The organism is Microbacterium sp. NPDC079356, assembly GCF_049545465.1.
Taxonomy (GTDB): Bacteria; Actinomycetota; Actinomycetes; order Actinomycetales; family Microbacteriaceae; genus Microbacterium; species Microbacterium gawkjiense.
Genome location: NZ_JBMWDN010000002.1, coordinates 503,471 through 524,854 on the forward strand (window position 1 = coordinate 503,471; position 21,384 = coordinate 524,854).

Below are 21,384 nucleotides of genomic sequence, written 5' to 3' on the forward strand. Positions count from 1 at the left end.
CGGTCGGGGCGTTCCCGCGCACCCACTTCTCGGTCGGCGCGACGCCGTCAAAAGGAGAACAGTGGACACGAGCACGCCGATCGTCGCCCCCGCGGGTGCGGAGAGGACCGGAGCGATCACGATCGTCTCGGTCCCCGCCGGCCACCCGTACGTCCGGCAGACGACGGCGGATCCGCGTGTGAGCGTGCTCCCCGACCCCGTCGCCCCCGGAGCGGACCCCGCGGTGTGGTGGCCGCCCGCCGCCCTCGACCCGACCTGGATCCGTGCGCACGCCGATGCCGCATCGCTCCTCCACATCCACTTCGGCACCGAGTCGTTCCCGCCCGGACACCTGACCGCGTGCCTCGAGGCCGCCCACGCCGTCGGCTGGCCCGTCGTCTACACGCTGCACGACCTCGAGCACCCGCAGCTGACCGACGACTCCGGCTACCTCGCCCAGCTCGACGAGCTCGTGACGGGCGCCGACGCGGTCACGACCCTCACGGTCGGCGCCGCCCGCGCGGTGCGCGAGCGCTGGGGTGGGCACGCGACCGTCATCCCGCATCCGTCGGTCCTGCCGCGATCCGCCGCGATCGAACCGGCGCTCGGTGCGGGCCGCGTCGTCGGCGTGCATCTGAAGGACCTCCGGCCGAGCGTCGACGGACCGGGCACGGTCCGGGCGCTGGAGGCCGCGCTCACCGCCCTGCGCGACGCGGGCCACGACGTCCGCGGCGAGGTGCGTCTGCACCGTCGGGTGCGGGATGCGGATGCCGCAGCCGAGGTGCGCGCGCTGTGCGCGGCATCCGCTGTCCTCGACCTCGTCGAGCACGAGCGTCTCGCCGACGACGAGCTGTTCGCGGCCCTCGCGAGCCTCGACGCGTGCGTGCTGCCCTACCGGCACGGCACGCACTCGGGATGGCTCGAGCTGTGCTGGGACCTGGGCGTCCCGGTCGCCGCCCCGCGAATCGGGTTCTTCGCCGAGCAGCACGCCGACGACACGGTCGCCTCGTTCGCGCCCGGCGACGCCGCGAAGCTCGCGCAGGCCCTCGCCGGCCTGTGGATCGCCCCGTCGGCGCGTCCGGCGAGCGCCGCGCGCGACGCCCTCGTCGACGAGCGCCGGGCGCTGCGCGCCGTGACGGATGCCGCGATCGCCGAGCGTCACGCGGAGCTCTACCGGCACCTGCTCGAGAGCCGCACCGCGTGAGCGCCCGTCCGCTCCGCATCGTCGTGATCGCCCCGCTGCGCTTCCCGATCCGGCGCCCGCACGCGGGCGGTCTGGAGTCCGCCGTCTGGGCCGAGGTCGACGCGCTCCGCCGCCGCGGGCACGAGGTGACCTTCATCGCCCCCGAGGGGTCGGACTTCCTGCCCGACGAGGCGGCTTTCCGGCTGCCGCCGGTGGTGTGGCCGGGCGATGCCGCACCGACCGACAAGACGTGGCCCGAGAGCTACCACCGCGAGAGCGCCCCGGCGCTCGACCGTGCCCTCAGCGGGATCGCCCGCCATCCCGGGCGGTACGACGTCGTCTCGAACCACTGCCTCGACCCCCTGCCGCTGCGCCGCGCGAACACCCTCGGCGTGCCGATGGTGACGACCCTGCACACGCCGGTCGACGCCGCAGCCGTGGCCGCCCACGTCGCCGCGGGAGGGGCGGGGTCACGGTTCCTCGCGGTGAGTTCGCACACGAAAGGGCAGTGGGATGCCGCGGGTGTGCCCTCGCAGCTGTTGCCGAACGGCGTCGACCCGGCCGCGTGGCCGCTCGGCCCCGGGGGCGACGACCTCGTGTGGTTCGGCCGGATCGTCCCCGAGAAGGCTCCCCACGTCGCCGTCGAGGTCGCGCGCCGGCTCGGTCGCCGCCTCGTGATCGCCGGCCGGATCGGCGACGAGTCGTACGCGCGCGAGGTGCTCCTGCCGAGCATCCACGCCGCGGTCGAGTACGCCGGCGAGCTCGCGCCCGGACCGCTCGCGGAGCTCGTCGGGCGGAGCGGGCTCGCCCTGGCGACCCCCGCCTGGGCCGAGCCGTTCGGGCTGGTCGGACCCGAGGCGCTCATGTGCGGCACGCCGGTGGTGGGGTTCGCGGTCGGCGGCGTTCCCGAGATCGCGGCCGCGACGATGGGGATGCAGCTCGTGGCGCCCGGCGACGTCCTCGCGATGACCGAGCGGGCCGCGGCCGTGCTGCCGAGCGGGAAGGATGCCGCGTTCCGTGCCGTCGTGCGCGAGACGGCGGAGCGCCGATTCTCGCTCGACGCGCGCATCGACGCGCTCGAGGCGACGTTCGCCCGGATGCTCGCGACGGAGACCGCCGCGTGACCGGGCGGACGCCCCGGCTCGGCTGGTACGTGCATCACCACGGCCGCGGGCACCTGACCCGGCTGCTCGCGATCGCGCCGCACTTGGATGCCGAGGTCGACGCCGTCAGCAGCCTCGCGGCGCCCGCGGGCCTGCCGTCCGGCTGGACCTGGACCGTGCTCGACCGCGACGACGACGGCGGCGCGCCGATCGACCCGACGGTGGACGGGATGCTGCACTGGGCCCCGATCGGGCACGTCGGGCACCGCACCCGACTCTCGGTCATCGCCGCCGCGGCGGCGGAACGGCACTGGGACGGGATGGTCGTCGACACCTCGGTCGAGGTGACCCTGCTCGCGCGCCTGCTGGGGCTGCGGACCGTCGTCGTCACGCAGCCGGGGCATCGCATCGACCGGCCGCACCTGCTGGGATTCGCCGCCGCCGACACCGTGATCGCACCGTGGGCCCGCGGCATCCTCTCGCCCCCGCACCTCGAGGCGCTCGGCGACAAGGTCGTGCACACGGGCGGGATCAGCCGTTTCGCCGCGCGCGTCGCGAACGGGCCGCGCTCGGACGAGGTGGTGCTGCTCGCGAGCGGGGGGACCGTCAGACCGGCCGCGATCCGGGATGCCGAGAAGGCCACCGGCCGGCCGTGGCGGGCGCTCGGGGGCGGCGCGTGGGCCGACGATCCGTGGCCGGTGCTGGCGACCGCGGGCGTCGTCGTGTCGTGGGCCGGCCAGAACGCGGTCGCCGATCTGGCGGCGGCCCGGGCGTCGGCGATCGTGATCCCGCAGGACAGGCCGTTCGACGAGCAGCGCGAGACGGGGCGCGCGCTCCGGCGGGCGAACCTCGCGCAGGTCGAGGACTCGTGGCCGACCGCGGCGCAGTGGCCCGACCTGATCGAGCGGGCGGCGACCGCGCGGCCGGAGTGGGAGCGCTGGGAGGTCGCGGGGGCGCCGCAGCGCGCCGCCGCCGCGATCACCGACACGATGCGCGGTCGGCGATGAGCGTCGCCGTCGTGAGCCTGTGCTCGAGCCCCCGGCTCGCGCACCTGCGGGTGCAGTTGCGGGCCCTCGCCGGGGCACCCGACGTGCGTCGTGTCGTGGTGTGGATCGGGGACGAGGATCCGCCCGTCCTGGACGCCGAGACCGTGCTCCGGGTCCCGCCCGGCGCGGACGGACTGCGCCTCGCCGCCGCCCGGAACGCGGGAGCGGCCGCCGCCGACGGCGCCGACCTGCTCGTCTTCCTCGACGCGGACTGCGTGCCCGGCCCGGATCTCGTGCGGCGCTATCGGGAGGCCGCCGTCCGCCACCCGGACGCCGTGCTGTGCGGGCCGGTGACGTACCTCGCCGAGGGGGTGTCGGCATCCGACTCGACGCAGCTCGCCGCGCTCACCTCCCCCCACCCGGCGCGGCCGATGCCGCCGGACGAGACGGAACGGACCGCGACAGCCGGCGAGTACCCGCTGTTCTGGTCGCTGTCGTTCGCGCTCTCCCCCGCGACGTGGCGACGGATCGGGGGCTTCGACGAGGCGTACGAGGGGTACGGCGGCGAGGACACCGACTTCGCGTTCCGGATGCGCGAGCACGAGGTGCCCCTCGTGTGGACGGGTGGCGCCCACGCGTACCACCAGTACCACCCGACGACCTCGCCGCCCTGGCAGCACCTCGACGACATCCTCCGCAACGGGGCGCTGTTCGCCGCGCGCTGGGGCGAGTGGCCCATGACCGGCTGGCTCGACGCGTTCGAGCGGGGCGGCGCGGTGACGCGGGATGCCGCGGGCTGGCGCCGCGTGCCCTAGAAGCTCCCGATCGGCGCCGTCACCGGCGGAATCGACGTCGCTGGTCGGCCGGCTGCGCCGTCACCGACCGGACGCCCTGCGCACCGCCGGCGGCGAGGCGATCGCGCGCGGCGGGGCGCAGCCACACGGGCGCGTCGGGGTGCATCCCGAGAACGTGGAAGGTCAGGCGGGCCGTGCCGGCGGGGATGCGGAGGATCCACGGCGTCCCGTCCCAGAACCGGTCGCTCAGGATCGCCCCGTCGGCCCGGACCACCGCCACGTCGCCGATCCAGTCGACGGTCGCCTCGAGCGGATGCACCCGGAGGTCCGCCGGGATGTCGACGGTCCACGTGTCGCCGTCGCGCACGACGCGTGCCGCGCCCGGGGCCGCCGCACGGCCGTTCCGCTCGCCGTAGCCGGCGGCGGGTCCCGCGCCCGTCGCTCCCGGCGTGACCTGCAGCGCGCGAGCCGGGACGACGTCGGGGCCCTCGGGCGGCAGGGTGCGCAACTCCAGGGCGACCGGATCGAGCCACTGCACGGCAGCGCCGGTGCGCGCCCAGGCCGACACCCCGGTGTCGTCGACGTCGATCTCGTCGTCGCTCACGTACACCTCGTCGCCCATCACCCACACGTCGGCCGCGTGCGCAGCGCTCAGCACGACGACGGCGTCGTCGCCGACGGCCCAGGACCACACGTCGCCCTCCGCCTGGCGGACCTCGCCCGCGACCTGCACCCGCGGGGCGATGCCCTCCGACGCGAGGAGGACGAGGACGGTGCCGCCCCCGGGCCGGGTGAGCCGCGAGAGCGGACTCGAGGTGGCCCAGTCGACGGTGAGTCCGCCCGCGGCGACACCGAAGGGGAAGCGCGCGACGGTGCCTCGCGGGATGGCGATCGGCTCATCCGGGAAGACGAGGGTGCGATCCGGCAGCGAGAGGTGGAAGCGCGCGGCGGGCAAGTCTTCCAGGGCGTCGTGCGGCTGCTGCCAGGTGACGAAGACGACGCCGGAGCGGCCGTCCGAGCGCACGGCCCACCGCGGCGTCGACACGTCGTGGACGCCCCACGGGACGACGTCGGGAAGGGTGGAGGGCATGTCCGCGAGCTGCTCTCCGAAGAAGCGGAGGAACGCGTGCTGCGTGCGCAGCAGCGCGTGGGTGCGGGTGGGGACACCGGCGGCGCCGATGGGCGCGTGGAAGTCGTAGTCGAACTCCGGCAGGTCGTTGGGGTACCCCGTGGCCTGCGACTCCTGCAGGTCGGGCGCGGGGTTGAGGCCCCCGGCGTACATGTAGTACCCCTGCCAGGCCGAGCCGTTGCCGATCTTGACATTCGCCACCGCGGCGATGTCCTCGGCGTCGAGGACCGGCCGGCGGTGGTACGCCGTCGCCATGCCCCCGCCCAACTCGCAGGTCACGGCCGGGAACCCGTCCGGGAGCGAGCCCCGCGAGGCTGCGGCCTCGTCGCCCTGCGCTTCGCGGACGTCGGCACCGATGCCCGGGTCGTCCCACACGTGGCGGAAGAAGAAGTGCTCGCGGAACGTGTCGTCCCAGGGCGCGTCGGCATCCACCCAGAAACCGTCGGCGTACCCGCCGAACATCGGCAGCACCTCGTCCGCGGGCAACTGCGCCCCGCCCCACGCGGTCGCCATGTACAGCGGCGCGGCGAGACCGGCCTCGATCGCCATCGTCTTCAGCGTCGCGATGTGGTCGGGCTGGTCGTAGATCTCGTTCTCGATCTGGACGCCGATCACCCGGCTCGTGCCCCCGAGACGACCCTCGAGCTGAGCGCCCAGGGCCTCGAACCACGGGCGGACGAGCGCGAGGTAGGCGGGGTCGTCCGTCCGGTGGGCGACGTCCGCGTCCTGCACCCAATCCGGGAAGCCGCCGTTCCTGACCTCGCCGTGGCACCACGGGCCGATCCGCAGGATCACGTCGAGGTCGGCGCGCACGCAGGCGTCGACGAAGGCGGCGACATCGCGCCCGTCGTCGAAGGCGGGCAGCGCGTCCGGCCGGGGCTGGTGATGGTTCCAGAAGACGTACGCCGCGACGGCGGTGAGTCCGCCGGCGCGCATGAGTCGCAGACGTCGATCCCACTGGGAGCGGGGCACGCGCGTGAAGTGGAACTCGCCGGACACCGGGATATGCGGCCGGCCGTGCCGCAGCAGGTGCCGATCGGTGAGGACGAGGGGGCCCTGCGGGTCCGGGGTCATCGGATGCACGCGCCGCGGCGCGTCCCACCCCCGGATCTCGGCGGTGAGCATCGTCGCGTCGGTCGTCTTCACGGGCACCCTCTCGTGCGGCGGCAGGCCGGGCGTTCCAGCCTAGGGCGGGTCCGCGCCGCCGCCGCGCGTCACCGCCGTGGCACGTAGGTCTCCGCCACCACTCCGGACGCGAACGTGTACTCGTCGATCAGTCCCCACCCGGCGAGCGTCGTCGCGAGGGTGACCCCGGCGGTGTACAGCCCCTTTGGAGTACCGGAGGGGGCGCACAGCGCGACCCTACGCCGGGATGGCCGCGCGCGACAGCATCCGATCGACGGCCGCCCGGAGGTCGGCCGCCACCGGCGCGGGGGCGAAGCGGTCGACTCCTGCGGCAGCGCGCGTCGCCCGTCGGCGGGCGGCGCCCGGGTCGTCGAGCACGGTGGCGAGCGCGGCCGCGAGGGCCTCCGGATCGGCGGGCGGCACCATGAGGCAGTCGGCGCCATCGGTGCAGAAGTCGTCGAATCCGCTGCCGGAGGTGACGACCAGCGGCGCCCCGGCGGCCATCACCTCGACGGCCACGTTTCCGAAGCCCTCCCACCGAGAGGGACACATCACCACGTCGGCGGCCGCGATCGCGCCGTACAGCTCGTCGCCCGACACATGGCCGAGGAACGTCACCCGATCGCGCGCCGCGGACGGCACCCGGTCGAGGAGGGCCGCCCGCGACGGTTCGAAGCGGTCGTCTCCCCAGGCACCGGCCAGCACGAGGCGGGCGGTGGGATGCCGCTGCGCGACCCGCGCGAAGGCGTCGACGCCGTCGACCACGCCCTTCCGCCGCTCGGCGCGGCCGAGGAAGAAGACCATCGGGCCGTCCGGACCCGGCCAGCCCGCCGGCGGCCTGCGCGTCGCCGCCGCGTGCCGCACCGCCGCGACGTCGATGCAGTTGCGGACGACCTCGACTCGCGGCATCCGTCCCCAGATGCGCTCCGCCCGGTCGGCCATCGCGTGCGAGATCGCGACGATCCCGGCCGAGCGGCGCACCTGCCGCGCCTCGAGGCGGCTCTGCACCACGACAGCCGGGCGACTCGGCGCCGGGAGGTCGGCGAGCCGCAGGCCCGAGATCTCGTGCGCGAGGTCCACGCCTGTTGCGAGGTTCGTCACGAGCGGGGCGTCGCGCGGCAGCAGCGCACCGAGCCCCATCCACTCCGGCACGAAGACGCGGGCGTAGGTGTCGGCCAGGTACGCCCGCCGCAGGGCACGGGGGCGATCCAGGAGCGCTGCGAGCCGCGGCATCCCCCCGGTCCGGTGGACGACGAGCCGACGGATGCCGGGGGCACCCGCTGCTTCTTCGGGACCGTCCGTGAACACCACGAGGTCGATCTCGGCCCCCTGCGCGGCGAGGGCCGGCAGCAGGGCGGCGTAGTGCCTGCCGATGCCGCCGGTGTACGACGTCACGCCGGCGTACTCGGTCGTGGCGACGAGCCAGCGCTCGGTCATCGGTATCGCCTCGACACCGTCCAGTGTCGACCGAACTCCGTGTTGAAGGACTCCGGGTGGAACGGGCTGTCGCCACGGGCGGGGAAGCTCGTCAGTTCGCCCAACACGATGCGGCCGTCGACGTCGTACAGGTCGACGCGCACGAAGTCGGTGTCCGCGCCGAGCGCCTCGGCGACGCGGATCATCTCGTCGAGGCCCGCCGGCCGCGGCGGTGTCGGATCGGCCCACGGCGGACCGCCGCTCAGCGGCAGATGGGTCCAGTCGCGGTCGAAGAAGTCCTGCGTGCGACCGGCGAAGCGCCCGGCATCCACTTGCACGTACTGCACCCGGCCGTGGAACACGAAGAGCTTGAGGTCGTCGGGGATGCGGTCCGTCACGCCGCCGAGCATCTCCTCGACGATGATCCGCCGCGGCACCCGGCCGTACACCCACTCCCGGTTCGGCCCCTGCCCGTAGAGCTGCGACAGCCAGTCCGTCGCGAGGCGCACGAGATGCTCCGGCGGGGCGTGCTCGGGCCGGACGTGACGATAGACCCAGCTGCCGTCCTCGGGCAGACGCGCGTCCACCGGCGCGGACGGCGAGACGATGATCGCCGCCCCGCTGCCATGCGTCGGTTTCAGGACGAACGCGTCGGGCAGCTCCGCCGTCAGCAGCTCGGTCGGCGAATCGAACACGGCGGCATCGGGCAGATACCGCACGCCGACACGGTCGGCCACGTGATCGCGCACCGCCGCCTTGTCCGCGAAGGTGACGACGAGGGGCCGATGGTCGCGGAGCATCTTGTAGCGGACCTTGTCGCGGAAGGTGACCGGATGCCGCGTCCGCCACAATCGCCAGGCGCGGACGAGGCGGCTGCGCTCCCGCAGGCGTGCGCGTCTCAGAACGACTCCTCGTACCAGGGGTCGTCCTCCTCGTACGGGTACTCGCCGACCGTCTCGGGCGGGTGCACGAGACGGTCGTTGCGACTGAGGAGGTCCATGACGGCGGCTTCGTCGTCGAGGTCCGCCGCAGCACCGGAGTGCGGCGTCGTGTAGAGCTGGCTCGCGGGACCGATGAGCATCGACGAGACAGCGGGGCCCTCCGGAGTCGCGATGGGCACCGTGATGAGGTCGGAGGCCTTCTGCTCGGCGAGGGTCTTGGCGTAACGCAGCACCGCGTCGGCGATCGCGCCCGTCGTGACGACGTAGCCGTCGGAATAGTGCAGCTCGAGCATTGCTCGATGGTGCCCGCCGTCGGTCGAGATTCGAGGGGGGTCGCGCCCCCGGCATCCGTCTCTTACACTGCGGCGTCGCGAGGTGATTCGTCCATCACAGTCGCCGGCCGCTCGCAACCCCCTGCCGCGGCCGTCCTTCGCGGCGGAGCGTGTGGGCATGAGCGAATCCGACGACATCCGACAGCCACTCGACCACCTGCCGAAGAAGGAGGACCGCGACCGCGCGGTCGAGATCGAGGAGCCGTCCTACCCGGGAACGGACTCCTCCCACGGTGGTTCCGCCGCGTCGCCCGCGACGGCCGCCGAACCGGACGAGCCGAATCGGCACGGCGTGGCGAAGCTCCCGCCCACCGGCCGTTGACGCCGGCCTCAGCGGACCGGTGATGCCCCGCTTCAGGCGGGTGGGGGTCTCGGCGCCGGTCATCGGTTCTCGTCCTCACCGTGGGCGAGGCGGATGCGGCGACCCTCGTCGATGTCCTTCTGCTCCTTCGCGGCCTGCTTGTCGGACTTCCGCGTGTCGCGGGCCGGCAGCTGGATGTCCTCCTCGGCGGCGATGCCGCCCTGCAGTTGGCGGCCCCGTTCGAGCTCGGCGTCGAACTCCGCGCCGAACAGCAGCACGTTGTTCGCGATCCACAGCCACAGCAGGAACACGATGACGCCGGCGAGTGAGCCGTAGGTCCGGTCGTAGTTCGAGAAGTTCACGACGTAGAAGGCGAACCCGGCGGTGGCGATGATCATCACGACGATCGCGATGAGCGCGCCGATGCTGATCCAGCGGAACTTCGGCTGCTTCGCGTTGGGTGTCGCGTAGTACAGGACCGCGACGAGGAACACGACGACGAAGAGCATGACGGGCCACTTCGCGATGTTCCACGCGAGCAGCACGCCGTCGCCGAGGCCCACCGTCTCCCCGATCGCTCGGGCGACGTCGCCCGAGAGGACGAGGCCGAGCGCGACGAGGGCGAGCGAGACCACCGCGACGAGCGTCACGAGCAGCTGCATCGGGCGCAGCTTCCAGAACGGGCGCCCCTCCTCGATCTCGTAGATCCGGTTCATCGCCCGGGAGAAGGCCCCGACGTACCCCGAAGCCGACCACAGCGCCACGACGATGCCGAGCACGAGGGCGAGTCCCGCACCGGGCGACGACGCGATCTGCTGGATCGGACCCTCAAGCGCGCTCGCCGTGTCGGAGGGCGCGACGTCGCGCACGATGCCGAGCACCGCGTCGGCGGCCGCCTGCCCCTGTCCCACGACGCCGAGCAGCGAGAAGATCGCGATGAGGGCCGGGAAGAGCGCGAGCACCCCGTAGTAGGTGAGGCCCGCTGCGGCATCCGTGCACTGGTCCGCGCTGAACTCGCGGATCGTCTTGCCCAGGACGTACTTCCACGACCGCTTCTTCACGTCGCCGACGGAGTCGGGCTTGCGCGACGCCTCGGGGTCGGGCGCGTCGGTGCGTGTCGTCTGCGTGGTGTTCTGCTCGGCCATGGTGGTCCTCCCGGTCGGAGGTCACCCTGCGGCCGACACGGTCCGGTTCAGAGGGGGTTGCACGCGGCCCCGGTTCGTGGCATCGCGTCAGCGGTGGAACGGGCAGCGCGCGCCGCCCGTCGATCCCGCGGTCCGGACGCGGCCGCCCGAGCGGGGTTTCGTCGGCATCCGTCGCTCGTTCACCTCGAGTCCTGCGGGCAGGATCGCCAGGCGGGGGTCGCTCAGAGCGCTGATGGATGCCGCGAGCCCCGCGATCGCGAGCTTCTCGCCCGGGCAGCGGTGCCCTGTCGCGACGTCCGCACCCCCGTGCGGCACGAACGCGGTGATCGCCTCGTAGTCGTCGACACCGACGAAGCGCTCGGGATCGAAGACGTCGGCGCGCTCCCACGACCCCTCGTCGGTGTCGGTGCCGAGGATGTCGAGCACGATGCGCCCGCCGGCGCGGACCGTACGACCGTCGACCTCGATGTCCTGCGTCGCGAAGGCCGGCAGCATCGGGACGAACGGCGACGTGCGCCGGATCTCCTGTGCGAACGCGGTCGCGAGCGGGCCGTCGACGAGCGATCCCCGCGCGGCGACCTCCGCGGCGATGCGCTCGCGCCATTCCGGGTGCTCCTGCAGCCGCTTCGCGGCGAAGGCGGTGAACCGGGCGACGGCGATCATCGGGCGGAAGCTGTTCTGCAGTTCCACCCCCGCGAGGCGAGCGGGCAGCAGCTCACCGGCGCTGTCGCGGTGCCCTGCCCAGGCGGCCAGCGCGGTTCCCGGGTGCGCGTCGAGGCGGCCTGCGCGCACGGCGCGGATGAGACGCTCGGCGTGGCGGTCGGACCACCGCCGGTTCAGAGCGGCGAGCAGGTACTCCGGGGAGTACGGCACACCGAATCCGTCGACGATCTGCGCCTGCCGGCGGGCCCATCGCGTCTTCGCCTCGCCGGTGCCGGGGAGCCCCGCCCACCGCATGATCGCGCGGCCCAGCGCATCGACGGCGGCGTCGTACGCCGACCGCGTTCCGCCGGCGATCCACGCGTCGACCTCGTGCCGCCACTCCCGCTCGAGGTGCGGGCGCAGCCGGGCGACCTGCTCGTCCTCGTACAGCGCGGAGACGAACGTCGCCTTGCGGTGCCGGTGCTCGTCGCCGTCGAGGCTGTGCACCGAGTCGTGCCCGAAGAGGGTCTCCTGGATGAACGGCGGCATGGCGCCGTGCCGTGAGACCCGGGCGTCGTCGTAGAACGCTGCGACCCCCTCCGTTCCGCGCACCAGCAGGGCGTCCGAGAACAGCAGCCGCATCGGCGCCGAGCGCGCGCCGCGCGGCACGCGCCGCCAGATACCCTCGCCGAAGCGGTAGCCGCGGGTCAGGAGGGAAGCGGAGTCGTCGCGCCATGCGGGCCGCGACACGACCCCGAGCGTGGGATCCGCTGCCTGCCCAGCGCGGGTCTGCGGGGCGTCGGTCGTGGACTCAGGAGTGGTCGGCATGCTCCGACGCTCGCAGCGCGCAGCCGTGCCGGCCAGGGGCGTGCGCCCGCGGGACCCATGTGATACCCCGCGTCACTCGCAGTCGCTGCGAGGGCCGTCGTCGTACCAGACGTCGAAATCCTCCGGGGAAGCGACCGCCTGACCGTGCCCTATCGGGAGGGCGTCGTTAATCCCGTTCTCAGGATCGGTCAACATCCGCCCGACCTCGCGTCCGTACTCCTGGAGGCATGCCTCACACCACGAAACCGCACCACCTTCGGGCCGCCCTCATCGCCGGCGGCCTCACCGTCGCCCTCGCCGTCGGAGGGGCCACGGCGTGGGCCGCAGACCGCTTCCTCATCGAGCACGTCGAGATCTCCGACGTCTCGGCGTACGAGGCCGAGAATTCGGCCATCGAGCCGACGACGTCGGCGACGAACCCGGCGGGTGTCGTCGAGGGCGACACCTATTCGGACGGCGAGACCACCGTCACCGTGTCGCAGGTCGTCACCGGTTCGGGCGACGACACCCTCACGTACTACGTCGCCGATGTGGTCCTCTCGGATGCGACCCGGTTGCGCTCCGCGTTCGCGAAGGATCAGTTCGGCGAGAACATCACCGAGACCACGAGCGGGATCGCCGAGGACAACGGCGCCGTGTTCGCGATCAACGGCGACTACTACGGATTCCGCGACACCGGCATCGTCATCCGCAACGGGGTCGTCTACCGCGATTCCCCCGCCCGCGCCGGGCTGGCCTTCTACACCGACGGAACGGTGCAGGTCTACGACGAGACGGCCGCGAGCGCCGACCAGCTGCTCGCCGACGGGGTCTGGAACACCCTCAGCTTCGGCCCCGCACTCGTCGATGACGGCGCTGTCGTGGCCGGGATCGAGGACGTCGAGGTCGACACCAACGTCGGCAACCATTCGATCCAGGGCGAGCAGCCCCGCACCGCCGTCGGCGTGATCGACGACAACCATCTCGTCTTCGTCGTCGTCGACGGCCGCAGCGAGGGCTACAGCCGCGGAGCGACCCTCACCGAGCTCGCCCAGATCATGATCGACCTCGGCGCCGAGACCGCGTACAACCTCGACGGCGGCGGGTCGTCGACGATGTTCTTCGACGGCGAGGTCGTGAACCAGCCCTCCAACGGCGGCGAGCGCGGCACGAGCGACATCCTCTACATCGCGGAGTGAGCCGTGATCATCCTCATCCCGGCCTACGAACCCGACGTCGCCCTGACCGACCTGGTCGGCGCGCTGACGATCTCCGCCCCCGGCATCCCGATCGTCGTCGTCGACGACGGCAGCGGACCCCGCCATGCCGCCGTCTTCGACGACGTCGCGTCGCTCGGGGCGACGGTCCTCGGACACGTGCGGAACCAGGGGAAGGGCGCAGCGCTGCGCACAGGGTTCCGGCACGCGATGAGCGCCTTCCCCGGACATTCCGTGGTCACGGCCGATGCCGACGGCCAGCACACGGTCGCCGACATCCTGAACGTCGGCGCCGCCACCGTCGCCGCGGTCGACTCCGGCGCGCCGGTGATGGTGCTCGGATGCCGCGACACCGGCCGACGCGGCAATCCGATGCGCAGCAGGCTCGGCAACGCGGCGGCGCGGGCGACGTTCCGTCTCGCGGCGGGATGGACCCTCTCCGACACCCAGACCGGGCTGCGCGGCATCCCGCCCGTCATGCTGCCCTGGCTGCTCGCGCAGCGCGGCGACCGCTTCGAGTACGAGCAGAACGTGCTCCTGCGCTGTCACCGCGACGGGTGGGAGACGTGCGAGGTCCCGATCGAGACCGTCTACGTGGCGGGGAACGCGTCGAGCCACTTCCGCCCCCTGGTCGACACCCTGCGCGTAGGGGTGCCGCTGCTGCTGTTCGCGGCCTCGTCGCTGTTCGCGTTCGCCGTCGACACCCTGCTGCTCCTCGTCCTGACCGCGGTGACGGGAGCCTTGATCCCGTCCATCGTCGTCGCCCGGGTCGTCAGCGCGACCGTGAACTTCGTCGTCAATCGGCACGTCGTCTTCCGTCGCGACGGTACCGGTGCGCTGCGCCGCCAGGCGACACGGTACGCGCTCCTCGCCGGCGCACTGCTGGCCTCGAACGTCGCCTGGATGACGATGCTCACCGCGGCCGGGATGCCGCTGCTCGCCGCCAAGCTCGTCACCGAGGCGGCGCTGTTCGCGCTCGGCTACCTCATCCAGCGGAGCGTGGTGTTCGGCCGGAAGCCGCGCGTTTCCCGCCTCGAATCGGCGGTCAATGCGCCTCTTAGGAACGGTGAAGGTGCCGCCACTCGAATGGAGATCGTCACCACATCCCCACGGAGGAACCCATGACCATCGTCTCGATCTCGCTCATCGCGATCGACCTCGCCGCCGCCCTCATCCTCAGCCTGGGGCTCTACTACCGACGCCACCGCCGCCGCGACCTGGTCGTCGCCTTCCTCGGGGTCAACGTCGGGGTGATGGCCGTCGCGACCGTCCTCGGCACCGCCGAGGTCGCGCTCGGACTCGGCCTCGGGCTGTTCGGTGTGCTCTCGATCATCCGGCTCCGGTCGTCGGAGATCTCGCAGCGCGAGGTGGCCTACTACTTCGCCGCACTGGCCACAGGCCTCATGGCCGGCCTCCCGACCACCGACATCCTGCCCGTCACCGGACTCATCGCGCTGATCCTCGTCGTGATGTGGGCGGCCGACCACCCGCGTCTGCTTTCCCGCAGCCGCCACCAAGTGGTGCGCCTCGACCGTGCCGAGGCCGACGAGACCGCGCTCCGCGCCCTCGTCGGGCAGCGGCTCGGCGGAGAGGTCACCTCGCTGACCGTGCAGGAGCTGGACCTCGTGAACGACACGACCACCGTCGACGTGCGCTACCGCATCGCGGACAACGATCGTCCCGCGCCCGACTCGGCGGGGTCGCAGGTGGACGGCCGCCTCGCAGCCGGAGCGGTCCGATGAGCCCCGACGCCCTCGCCCGCTTCGACGGGGTGAGCCTCGAGGACATGGTGGCCGAGGCGGCACTCCTGGCCCGCGTCGACCGCAAGTACGTCGTGCCCCAGTCCGCACTGGGCGGCCTGCTCTCGCGGGTCGACGAGCGCACCCGCGTCCTCGACATCGGCGGCGCCCGCCGATTCGCCTACGAGTCCGTCTACTTCGACACCCCCGACCTGCTGAGCTTCCATATGGCCGCGCAGCCGCGCCGTCGTCGGTTCAAGCTCCGTACCCGCACCTACGTCGACACCCACGCCGCCTACCTCGAGATCAAGACGCGCGGCGCTCGTGGGACGACGGTCAAGGAACGGTCGGAGTACGACGTCGCCCAGCGCGCCATCCTCACCCCCGAAGCCCAAGAAGAGGTCGCCGCCGCCTTCGCCACGATCGGCGTCGACAGCGGTCGCGTCGACGAGCTGGATGCCACGCTCGTCACCCGGTACGCGCGTGCCACACTCCTCGCCCCCGACCAGTCGTCGCGGGCGACCATCGACACCGACCTGCGCTGGGACCGCCCCGACGGCTCCGGCTTCGCCCTCCCCGATCTGGCGATCGTCGAGACGAAGTCGCCGTCGTCGGCATCCGCCCTCGACCGACTGCTGTGGCGTGCCGGGCACCGTCCCGTCTCGGTCAGCAAATACGCGACCGGACTCGCCGCGATGAGCCCCGAACTCCCCCGCAACCGCTGGGGACGCCTCCTGCGCGGCCCCTTCTCCCCCGCATCCACCACCATCCACACCGAGGAGCTGCCATGCGCCGCCGCCTGATCCTTCCTGCCGTCCCCCTCGCCCTCGCGGGGCTCGTCCTCGCGGGGTGCGCCGTCACCGGCGTCGCCTCGACCGGCACGAGCGGAACCACATCCACGACGGACGACTCCGCCACCGTCGCGGTCGCCGACATCGACTCCGACCTCGACCCCGCGGCCGTGCTCGCCGCCAACGAGGACGCCACGGTCGTGGACGACGACGAGTGGTCGGCGGGCGACGCGATCGACGTCACTCTCGAGGGATCGACCGCGACGACGTCCGGCGACGGCGTGAGCGTCGACGGCGGCACGGTCACCATCTCGGCCGCCGGCGTCTACCGGCTCAGCGGCGACCTCGCCGGATCTGTCGTCGTCGCCGCACCCGACGACGCGCCGGTCGTCCTCATCCTCGACGGCGTCGACATCACGAACGACGACGGCGCCGCCATCTCGGTCACGACGGCCGACGACGTCGCCATCTCCCTCGCCGACGGCAGCGAGAACTCGGTCTCGGACGCCACGAGCTACGACGACAGCGCCGCAGCGAACGCGGCGATCTATGCCGATGCCGACCTGACCATCGGTGGAACCGGTTCGCTCGTCATCTCGGGGAACGGCAACGACGGCATCGCCAGCACGGACGACCTCGCGATCATCGGCGGGACGATCACGGTGGATGCCGCCGACGACGCCCTCCGCGGCAAGGACGCCCTCGTCATCTCGGGCGGAACGCTCGACGTCACTGCCGGCGGCGATGCACTCAAGAGCGACGACGACGAAGACGCCACCCGTGGGTACGTCTGGATCTCCGGCGGTGACATCACCGCCACCAGTGGCGACGACGGCATCGCCGCAACCACCGATGCCGTGATCACGGGCGGGACGGTGTCGATCAGCGCCGAGGGGGCGGCGGACGCCGGCTCGAAGGGCATCAGCGCGGGGGTCGTCGTCGCGATCGGCGACGGCTCGGTCGACGTGTCCGCCACGGACGATGGCCTGCACTCCGACGGCTCGATCGGGATCCTCGGCGGAGCGGTCACGATCAGCGCGGGAGACGACGGTGCGCACGCCGAGGCGGCGCTCGAGATCGGTGGCGGCACGGTGACCGTCGGACAGTCGAACGAGGGACTCGAGGCGACCGACATCACCATCAGCGGTGGTGACGTCGCGGTCACCTCCTCCGACGACGGGCTGAACGGCAGCGGCGACGCCGGCTCGGAGACCGCCTCCGGAGACTCCGCCCAGGGCGGCATGGGCGGCGGCATGGCCGACACCGGTGAGACCATCACGATCTCGGGAGGCACCCTGACGGTGGATGCCGGCGGCGACGGCATCGACTCGAACGGCTCCGTGACCGTGACCGGCGGCGACATCGTCGTCTGGGGCCCGACCTCGGCGGGCAACGGCGCGCTCGACAGCAACGGCGGCTTCGACGTCTCCGGCGGCACCCTCCTCGCCGTGGGAAGCTCCGGCATGGCCGAGTCGCCCGACAGCGGCAGCGCGCAGGCATGGATCGCCGCGACGGTCAGCGGATCCGCCGGCGATGAGATCGAGATCACGGATGCCGACGGCACGGTCGTCTCCTCCACCACGGCGGAGAAGGAGTTCCAGACCGTGGTGTTCTCCTCGTCCGACATCGACGCCGACGGGACCTACACGGTGTCGGCGGGCGCGACGTCGGTCACGGTGACGGCGGGAGAAGCCGTCACCGGCGGGATGGGGGGCGGAATGGGCGGCGGCCCCCGCGGCGGCACCGCCCCCGACGGTGCCGCCGGCGCCGGCGAACGCTCCTGATCCCGCGCGACCGTGCGGCGTGCCTTTCCGGGCCGTCGCACGGTCGCATTCCCCCTTCGAACACGGAAAGCTGATGCCATGAACGCCACCCGCCCGACCCCGATGACCCACATCGACGGCTCCCCGATCCGCGTGCTGGTCGTCGACGACGAGGCGAACCTCAGCGATCTGCTCCGCATGGCGCTGCAGAACGAGGGGTGGGACGCCCGCACCGCCGCGAACGGCCAGGAGGCCCTCACCCTGGTGCGCGAATTCGGCCCCGACATCCTCGTGCTCGACATCATGATGCCGGGCATCGATGGCATGGAGGTGCTGCGCCGCCTGCGCTCCGCCGGCAACGATGTTCCCGTCCTCTTCCTGACGGCGAAGGATGCGGTCGAGGATCGCATCGCCGGCATCAGCGCCGGCGGCGACGATTACCTGACGAAGCCCTTCAACCTCGAGGAGGTCGTCGTCCGACTGCGCGCGATGGCGCGTCGTCACGTGGCCGCGGCCGCCGCGGCCGAGACCCGTCTCCGGGTCGGAGACCTGACGCTCGACGAGGAGACGTACGAGGTGGAGCGCGGCGGCATCCCGATCAAGCTGACGGCGAAGGAGTTCGAGCTGCTCCGCTACCTCATGCAGAACCCCCGACGGGTGCTCTCCCGTGCGCAGATCCTCGACCAGGTGTGGAGCTACGACTTCGGCGGCACGTCGAGCGTCGTCGAGATCTACATCTCCTACCTCCGGAAGAAGATCGACACCCTCGGCGAACCGCTGATCCACACGGTGCGGGGCGTCGGGTACACGATCAAGTCCGCCTCATGAGGGGAACGGGTCGGAGCGGACGGAGACGCTGGACACTCCGGCGCACCCTCGTCGTCGGCACCGGTGCGCTCGTCGCGATCGCCCTGCTCGTCACGGGCCTGGCGACCTCGCTTGCTCTGCGGACCTTCGTCTACGACCGGCTCGACGGCCAGGTGCTGGAAACCCTGCAGATCGTCCGCGTCGGCGGAGGGATGCCGGGGGGCTCGTTCCCGTCCGGCGGCGCCTCCGGTGACCGCGAAGGTCCCGCACCGCGCATCGGGTCGCTGCACGCCGTGTTCGCCTCGGACGGTTCGGTGGTGTCGTCGAGCTACACGGGCGACGACGGCCAGGAGACGACGCTCGACGAGAGTCAGCTCGAGGCGATCACGCGCGCGGAGCTCCCCTCGCGCACACCCGAGACGGTCGACCTCGGCGGGAGCCTCGGCGAGTTCCGCCTCGCGGCTCAGGAGGAGAACGGGATGCGGGTGGTCGCCGGCATCTCGCTCGACGAGGTGACCGCGACTACATCCGCCCTCACCGTCATCCAGGTCGCCGTGGCCGGCACGGCACTGCTGCTCGTGCTCATCGGGCTGTCGCTCGTCGTGCGCCGGACGCTGCGCCCTCTCGACCGTGTCGCCGCGGTGGCCGACCGCGTCGCGGCGCGCCCGCTCGCCATCGGCGAGGTCGAGATCCCCGAACGCGTGCCCGACCGCGACACCGATCCCGCGACCGAGGTCGGTCGGGTGGGTCATTCCCTGAACGTCCTGCTGGCCCACATCGAGTCGGCGCTGACCTCGCGCCAGCACAGCGAGGATCAGCTCCGGCGCTTCATCGCCGATGCCAGTCACGAGCTGCGCACGCCTCTCGCGTCGATCCGCGGGTACGCGCAACTCTCCCTCGGCGAGAACGCGCCGATGACACCCACCCAGCAACGCGCCTTCGACCGGATCGCCTCGGAGTCCACCCGCATGGCCGACCTCGTCGAGGACCTGCTGCTGCTCGCGCGGCTCGACGCCGGTCAGCGGCTGCGCCGCGAGAGCATGGACCTCACGATGCTCGCGATCGACGCGGTCAGCGACGCCCATGCCGCCGACCCCACGCGGACGTGGCTGCTCGACCTCGGCGACGACGACACGATCGAGGTGACCGGCGACGAGAATCGGCTCCGGCAGGTGGTGGCGAACCTCCTGCGCAACGCGCGCACCCACACCCCACCCGGTACCCGCGTGGTCCTCGCCCTCCGGCTGGACGGCGAGGATGCGGTGCTCGAGGTGACCGACGACGGACCCGGGATCGCGCCCGACATCCGCGACAGGTTGTTCGAACGGTTCGCGCGGGGCGACGTTTCGCGCAACCGGGATGCCGGGAGTACCGGGCTCGGCCTGTCGATCGCCGAAGCGATCGTGGCCGCCCACGACGGCTCGATCGGGGTCGAGAGCACCCCTGGACACACCGCGTTCACCCTCCGCCTGCCGCTGGCGTGACCGCCGTCCCATAACGTCTCGACGATTCCTCGTCCACCCCTTCCCCGGGGCGGCTGCTCAGGCCAGGCTAGACGTGTGGGATTCGACGACGACCTCGGTGCCTGGGTGGCGCGGCAGCGCTGGTATGCGGGCAAGAGCCACGATCCGCAGTTCCGCATGCTCGACACGCAGTCCATGACGGGGGCGACCCGGTACCTCCTCATGGACGACGCCGGCGCGGTGCCCACGCTCTACAACGTGCCGCTCGCCGAGGTGAGCGACCCCGGCGACCTGGAGGTCGTCACCACGACCGCGGGAGGGCGTGCGATGGTGGATGCCACCCGGCATCCCGCCTTCACCGTCGGCCTCCTCGCGGACATGGGTGTCGACACGAGCCGCGTGACGGGCTCGCGTGTGCTCACCGGCGAGCAGTCGAACACCTCGATCGTCTACGACGTCGACGGCGCACCCGCCATCATCCTCAAACTCTTCCGGACGCTGCACCACGGCGAGAACCCCGACGTCACGGTGCAGCGCGTGCTGAGCGAAGCCGGCTCGCCGTACGTGCCGCGCTTCTACGGCAGCGCGGATGCCGAATGGCCCGACGTCGGCCGCGACTCCGGCGCGGCACGCGGGACCCTCGGGTTCGCGCAGGAGTTCCTGCCCGGCGTGCGCGACGGGTGGGCGATCGCACTCGACGCCGCCCGCGAGGGCCGCGACTTCACCGACGCCGCCCACGACCTCGGGGTCGCCGTCGCCGGGGTGCACGGCGCGCTCAGCGACGCCCTCGAATCGATGGATGCCTCGCCCGACCAGCTCGCCGCGGTGGGCCGCGCCTGGCGTCGACGCCTGGCGATCGCCTCCGCCGAAGTCCCCGCCGTCGCCGACCGGCTCGCGGCGATCGACGCCGTGTACGCCGCCGCGCTCGACCGCCCCTGGCCGCGACTGCAGCGCATCCACGGCGACCTGCACCTCGGACAGGTGCTCGCCGTGCCGCACGGCGGCTGGCGGATCGTCGACTTCGAGGGCGAACCCCTGCGCCCCATGGCCGAGCGGGCGATCCCCGACCTCCCGCCGCGCGACGTGGCCGGAATGCTGCGTTCCTTCGACTACGCCGGCGCCGTCGGCGCGGGACCGGATGCCGCGGCCTGGGCGGCCGCATGCCGGGAGGCGTTCCTCACCGCCTACGCCGACGCGCCGGGAGCGATCGCCCTCGACCCGGTGCTGCTGCGTGCGCTCGTGCTCGACAAGGCGGTGTACGAGTCGATCTACGAGGCGCGCAACCGGCCCGACTGGCTGGCCGTGCCGCTCGCCGGCATCGACGTCGCGCTCGCCTGAGAGGCGGGCGCGACGCCGTCACGGTCAGTCCGAAGCGCCGCGCCCGGTCGCCTGCTGCAGACGGTCGATGTGCTCGGAGGCCTGCGCCTTCGTGAGGTCGGCGGGGATCTGCTCGCCCGCCTCCCGCGCCAGGGTGTCGAGGTAGCTGCGCTGCGCGCCGGTCATCGGCTCGTCACCGGTGACCCCCTCCTCGGGGTCCTTGACGGCGGTGTCGCCGCTCGGGCCGCCGAGCATTTCGCCCGACTGCCCGGTCTCGGGCGGAAGCGCGTGACCCTCGGCGGGGTCGGTGGTGTCGTTCTCGATGGGGGTGGTCTCGTCGCTCATGGGACGACGCTACGCAGGGCGCCGGACATCGCCGGGGGGCTTGCGCCCCGGCATCCGCT

20 protein-coding genes are annotated in these 21,384 nt (G+C 72.7%); 13 read left to right on the forward strand and 7 right to left on the reverse strand.

The window, feature by feature from the left end:
- Positions 1-61 precede the first annotated feature (61 nt).
- From ACPEH0_RS07220 to ACPEH0_RS07235, 4 genes are read left to right on the forward strand one after another with little or no spacing between them, the layout of a single operon-like run.
- Positions 62-1,183: a hypothetical protein gene (locus ACPEH0_RS07220; RefSeq protein ID WP_217529688.1), complete on the forward strand. Its 1,122-nt coding sequence runs from the start codon at positions 62-64 to the stop codon at positions 1,181-1,183.
- A complete protein-coding gene (locus ACPEH0_RS07225; RefSeq protein WP_366213644.1) occupies positions 1,180-2,286 on the forward strand; it encodes a glycosyltransferase in 1,107 nt (368 codons plus the stop codon). Before ACPEH0_RS07220 ends, ACPEH0_RS07225 begins: the two co-directional genes overlap by 4 nt.
- A complete protein-coding gene (locus ACPEH0_RS07230; RefSeq protein ID WP_359920968.1) occupies positions 2,283-3,272 on the forward strand; it encodes a hypothetical protein in 990 nt (329 codons plus the stop codon). Before ACPEH0_RS07225 ends, ACPEH0_RS07230 begins: the two co-directional genes overlap by 4 nt.
- A complete protein-coding gene (locus tag ACPEH0_RS07235; protein ID WP_366213643.1) occupies positions 3,269-4,066 on the forward strand; it encodes a glycosyltransferase family 2 protein in 798 nt (265 codons plus the stop codon). Before ACPEH0_RS07230 ends, ACPEH0_RS07235 begins: the two co-directional genes overlap by 4 nt.
- A 19-nt stretch (positions 4,067-4,085) precedes the next feature.
- Here the strand turns inward: ACPEH0_RS07235 and ACPEH0_RS07240 are convergent, their stop codons facing one another.
- From ACPEH0_RS07240 to ACPEH0_RS07255, 4 genes are all read right to left on the reverse strand, one after another.
- The gene (locus tag ACPEH0_RS07240) at positions 4,086-6,320 is read right to left on the reverse strand and encodes a beta-galactosidase (protein ID WP_366213641.1); all 2,235 of its coding nucleotides are present in this window, start codon (positions 6,318-6,320) and stop codon (positions 4,086-4,088) included.
- A 216-nt stretch (positions 6,321-6,536) separates the two neighbouring features.
- Complete coding sequence (locus ACPEH0_RS07245; protein WP_366213640.1) at positions 6,537-7,736, reverse strand: glycosyltransferase family 4 protein; 1,200 nt, start codon at positions 7,734-7,736, stop codon at positions 6,537-6,539.
- A complete protein-coding gene (locus ACPEH0_RS07250) occupies positions 7,733-8,566 on the reverse strand; it encodes an ATP-grasp fold amidoligase family protein (protein WP_366213639.1) in 834 nt (277 codons plus the stop codon). Before ACPEH0_RS07250 ends, ACPEH0_RS07245 begins: the two co-directional genes overlap by 4 nt.
- Positions 8,567-8,613: 47 nt before the next feature.
- On the reverse strand, positions 8,614-8,949 hold the full coding sequence (locus tag ACPEH0_RS07255) for a hypothetical protein (protein ID WP_253034544.1): 336 nt from the start codon (positions 8,947-8,949) through the stop codon (positions 8,614-8,616).
- A 157-nt stretch (positions 8,950-9,106) separates the two neighbouring features.
- Here ACPEH0_RS07255 and ACPEH0_RS07260 point away from each other — a divergent pair, with 157 nt between their 5' ends.
- Positions 9,107-9,310 carry a hypothetical protein gene (locus ACPEH0_RS07260; RefSeq protein WP_366213638.1) on the forward strand — a complete coding sequence of 68 codons (204 nt, stop codon included), beginning with the start codon at positions 9,107-9,109 and terminating at the stop codon, positions 9,308-9,310.
- Between the two features lie 59 nt (positions 9,311-9,369).
- Here ACPEH0_RS07260 and ACPEH0_RS07265 read toward each other — a convergent pair whose 3' ends face one another.
- Positions 9,370-10,434, reverse strand: coding sequence for a YihY/virulence factor BrkB family protein (locus ACPEH0_RS07265; RefSeq protein ID WP_366213637.1), 1,065 nt, complete (start codon positions 10,432-10,434; stop codon positions 9,370-9,372).
- Positions 10,435-10,521: 87 nt separating this feature from the next.
- Positions 10,522-11,904 (reverse strand): cytochrome P450, encoded by a 1,383-nt coding sequence (locus ACPEH0_RS07270; protein WP_366213635.1) that lies wholly within the window; start codon positions 11,902-11,904, stop codon positions 10,522-10,524.
- 227 nt (positions 11,905-12,131) lie between these two features.
- Here ACPEH0_RS07270 and ACPEH0_RS07275 point away from each other — a divergent pair, with 227 nt between their 5' ends.
- The 8 genes from ACPEH0_RS07275 to ACPEH0_RS07310 all read left to right on the forward strand — a co-directional run bounded on the left by ACPEH0_RS07275 (position 12,132) and on the right by ACPEH0_RS07310 (position 21,001).
- Positions 12,132-13,082 carry a phosphodiester glycosidase family protein gene (locus ACPEH0_RS07275; RefSeq protein ID WP_366213633.1) on the forward strand — a complete coding sequence of 317 codons (951 nt, stop codon included), beginning with the start codon at positions 12,132-12,134 and terminating at the stop codon, positions 13,080-13,082.
- A 3-nt stretch (positions 13,083-13,085) separates the two neighbouring features.
- Positions 13,086-14,225, forward strand: a complete 1,140-nt coding sequence (locus tag ACPEH0_RS07280) for a GtrA family protein (RefSeq protein WP_366213632.1) — start codon at positions 13,086-13,088, stop codon at positions 14,223-14,225.
- Positions 14,222-14,842 carry a DUF4956 domain-containing protein gene (locus ACPEH0_RS07285; protein WP_359920990.1) on the forward strand — a complete coding sequence of 207 codons (621 nt, stop codon included), beginning with the start codon at positions 14,222-14,224 and terminating at the stop codon, positions 14,840-14,842. The genes ACPEH0_RS07280 and ACPEH0_RS07285 overlap by 4 nt, the downstream gene beginning before the upstream one ends.
- Entirely contained in the window at positions 14,839-15,642 is an 804-nt protein-coding gene (locus ACPEH0_RS07290; protein WP_366213630.1) for a polyphosphate polymerase domain-containing protein, read from the forward strand. Before ACPEH0_RS07285 ends, ACPEH0_RS07290 begins: the two co-directional genes overlap by 4 nt.
- On the forward strand, positions 15,627-17,414 hold the full coding sequence (locus tag ACPEH0_RS07295; protein ID WP_366213629.1) for a carbohydrate-binding domain-containing protein: 1,788 nt from the start codon (positions 15,627-15,629) through the stop codon (positions 17,412-17,414). The genes ACPEH0_RS07290 and ACPEH0_RS07295 overlap by 16 nt, the downstream gene beginning before the upstream one ends.
- A gap of 78 nt (positions 17,415-17,492) precedes the next feature.
- Positions 17,493-18,221 carry a response regulator transcription factor gene (locus ACPEH0_RS07300; RefSeq protein ID WP_366213628.1) on the forward strand — a complete coding sequence of 243 codons (729 nt, stop codon included), beginning with the start codon at positions 17,493-17,495 and terminating at the stop codon, positions 18,219-18,221.
- Positions 18,218-19,684 carry a sensor histidine kinase gene (locus tag ACPEH0_RS07305; protein ID WP_366213627.1) on the forward strand — a complete coding sequence of 489 codons (1,467 nt, stop codon included), beginning with the start codon at positions 18,218-18,220 and terminating at the stop codon, positions 19,682-19,684. Before ACPEH0_RS07300 ends, ACPEH0_RS07305 begins: the two co-directional genes overlap by 4 nt.
- 75 nt (positions 19,685-19,759) lie before the next feature.
- Positions 19,760-21,001, forward strand: a complete 1,242-nt coding sequence (locus ACPEH0_RS07310) for a maltokinase N-terminal cap-like domain-containing protein (protein WP_366213626.1) — start codon at positions 19,760-19,762, stop codon at positions 20,999-21,001.
- A 24-nt stretch (positions 21,002-21,025) separates the two neighbouring features.
- On the opposite strand, the gene ACPEH0_RS07315 is transcribed toward ACPEH0_RS07310, so the two are convergent.
- Positions 21,026-21,325, reverse strand: a complete 300-nt coding sequence (locus ACPEH0_RS07315; RefSeq protein ID WP_423719435.1) for a DUF3072 domain-containing protein — start codon at positions 21,323-21,325, stop codon at positions 21,026-21,028.
- Positions 21,326-21,384 lie beyond the last annotated feature (59 nt).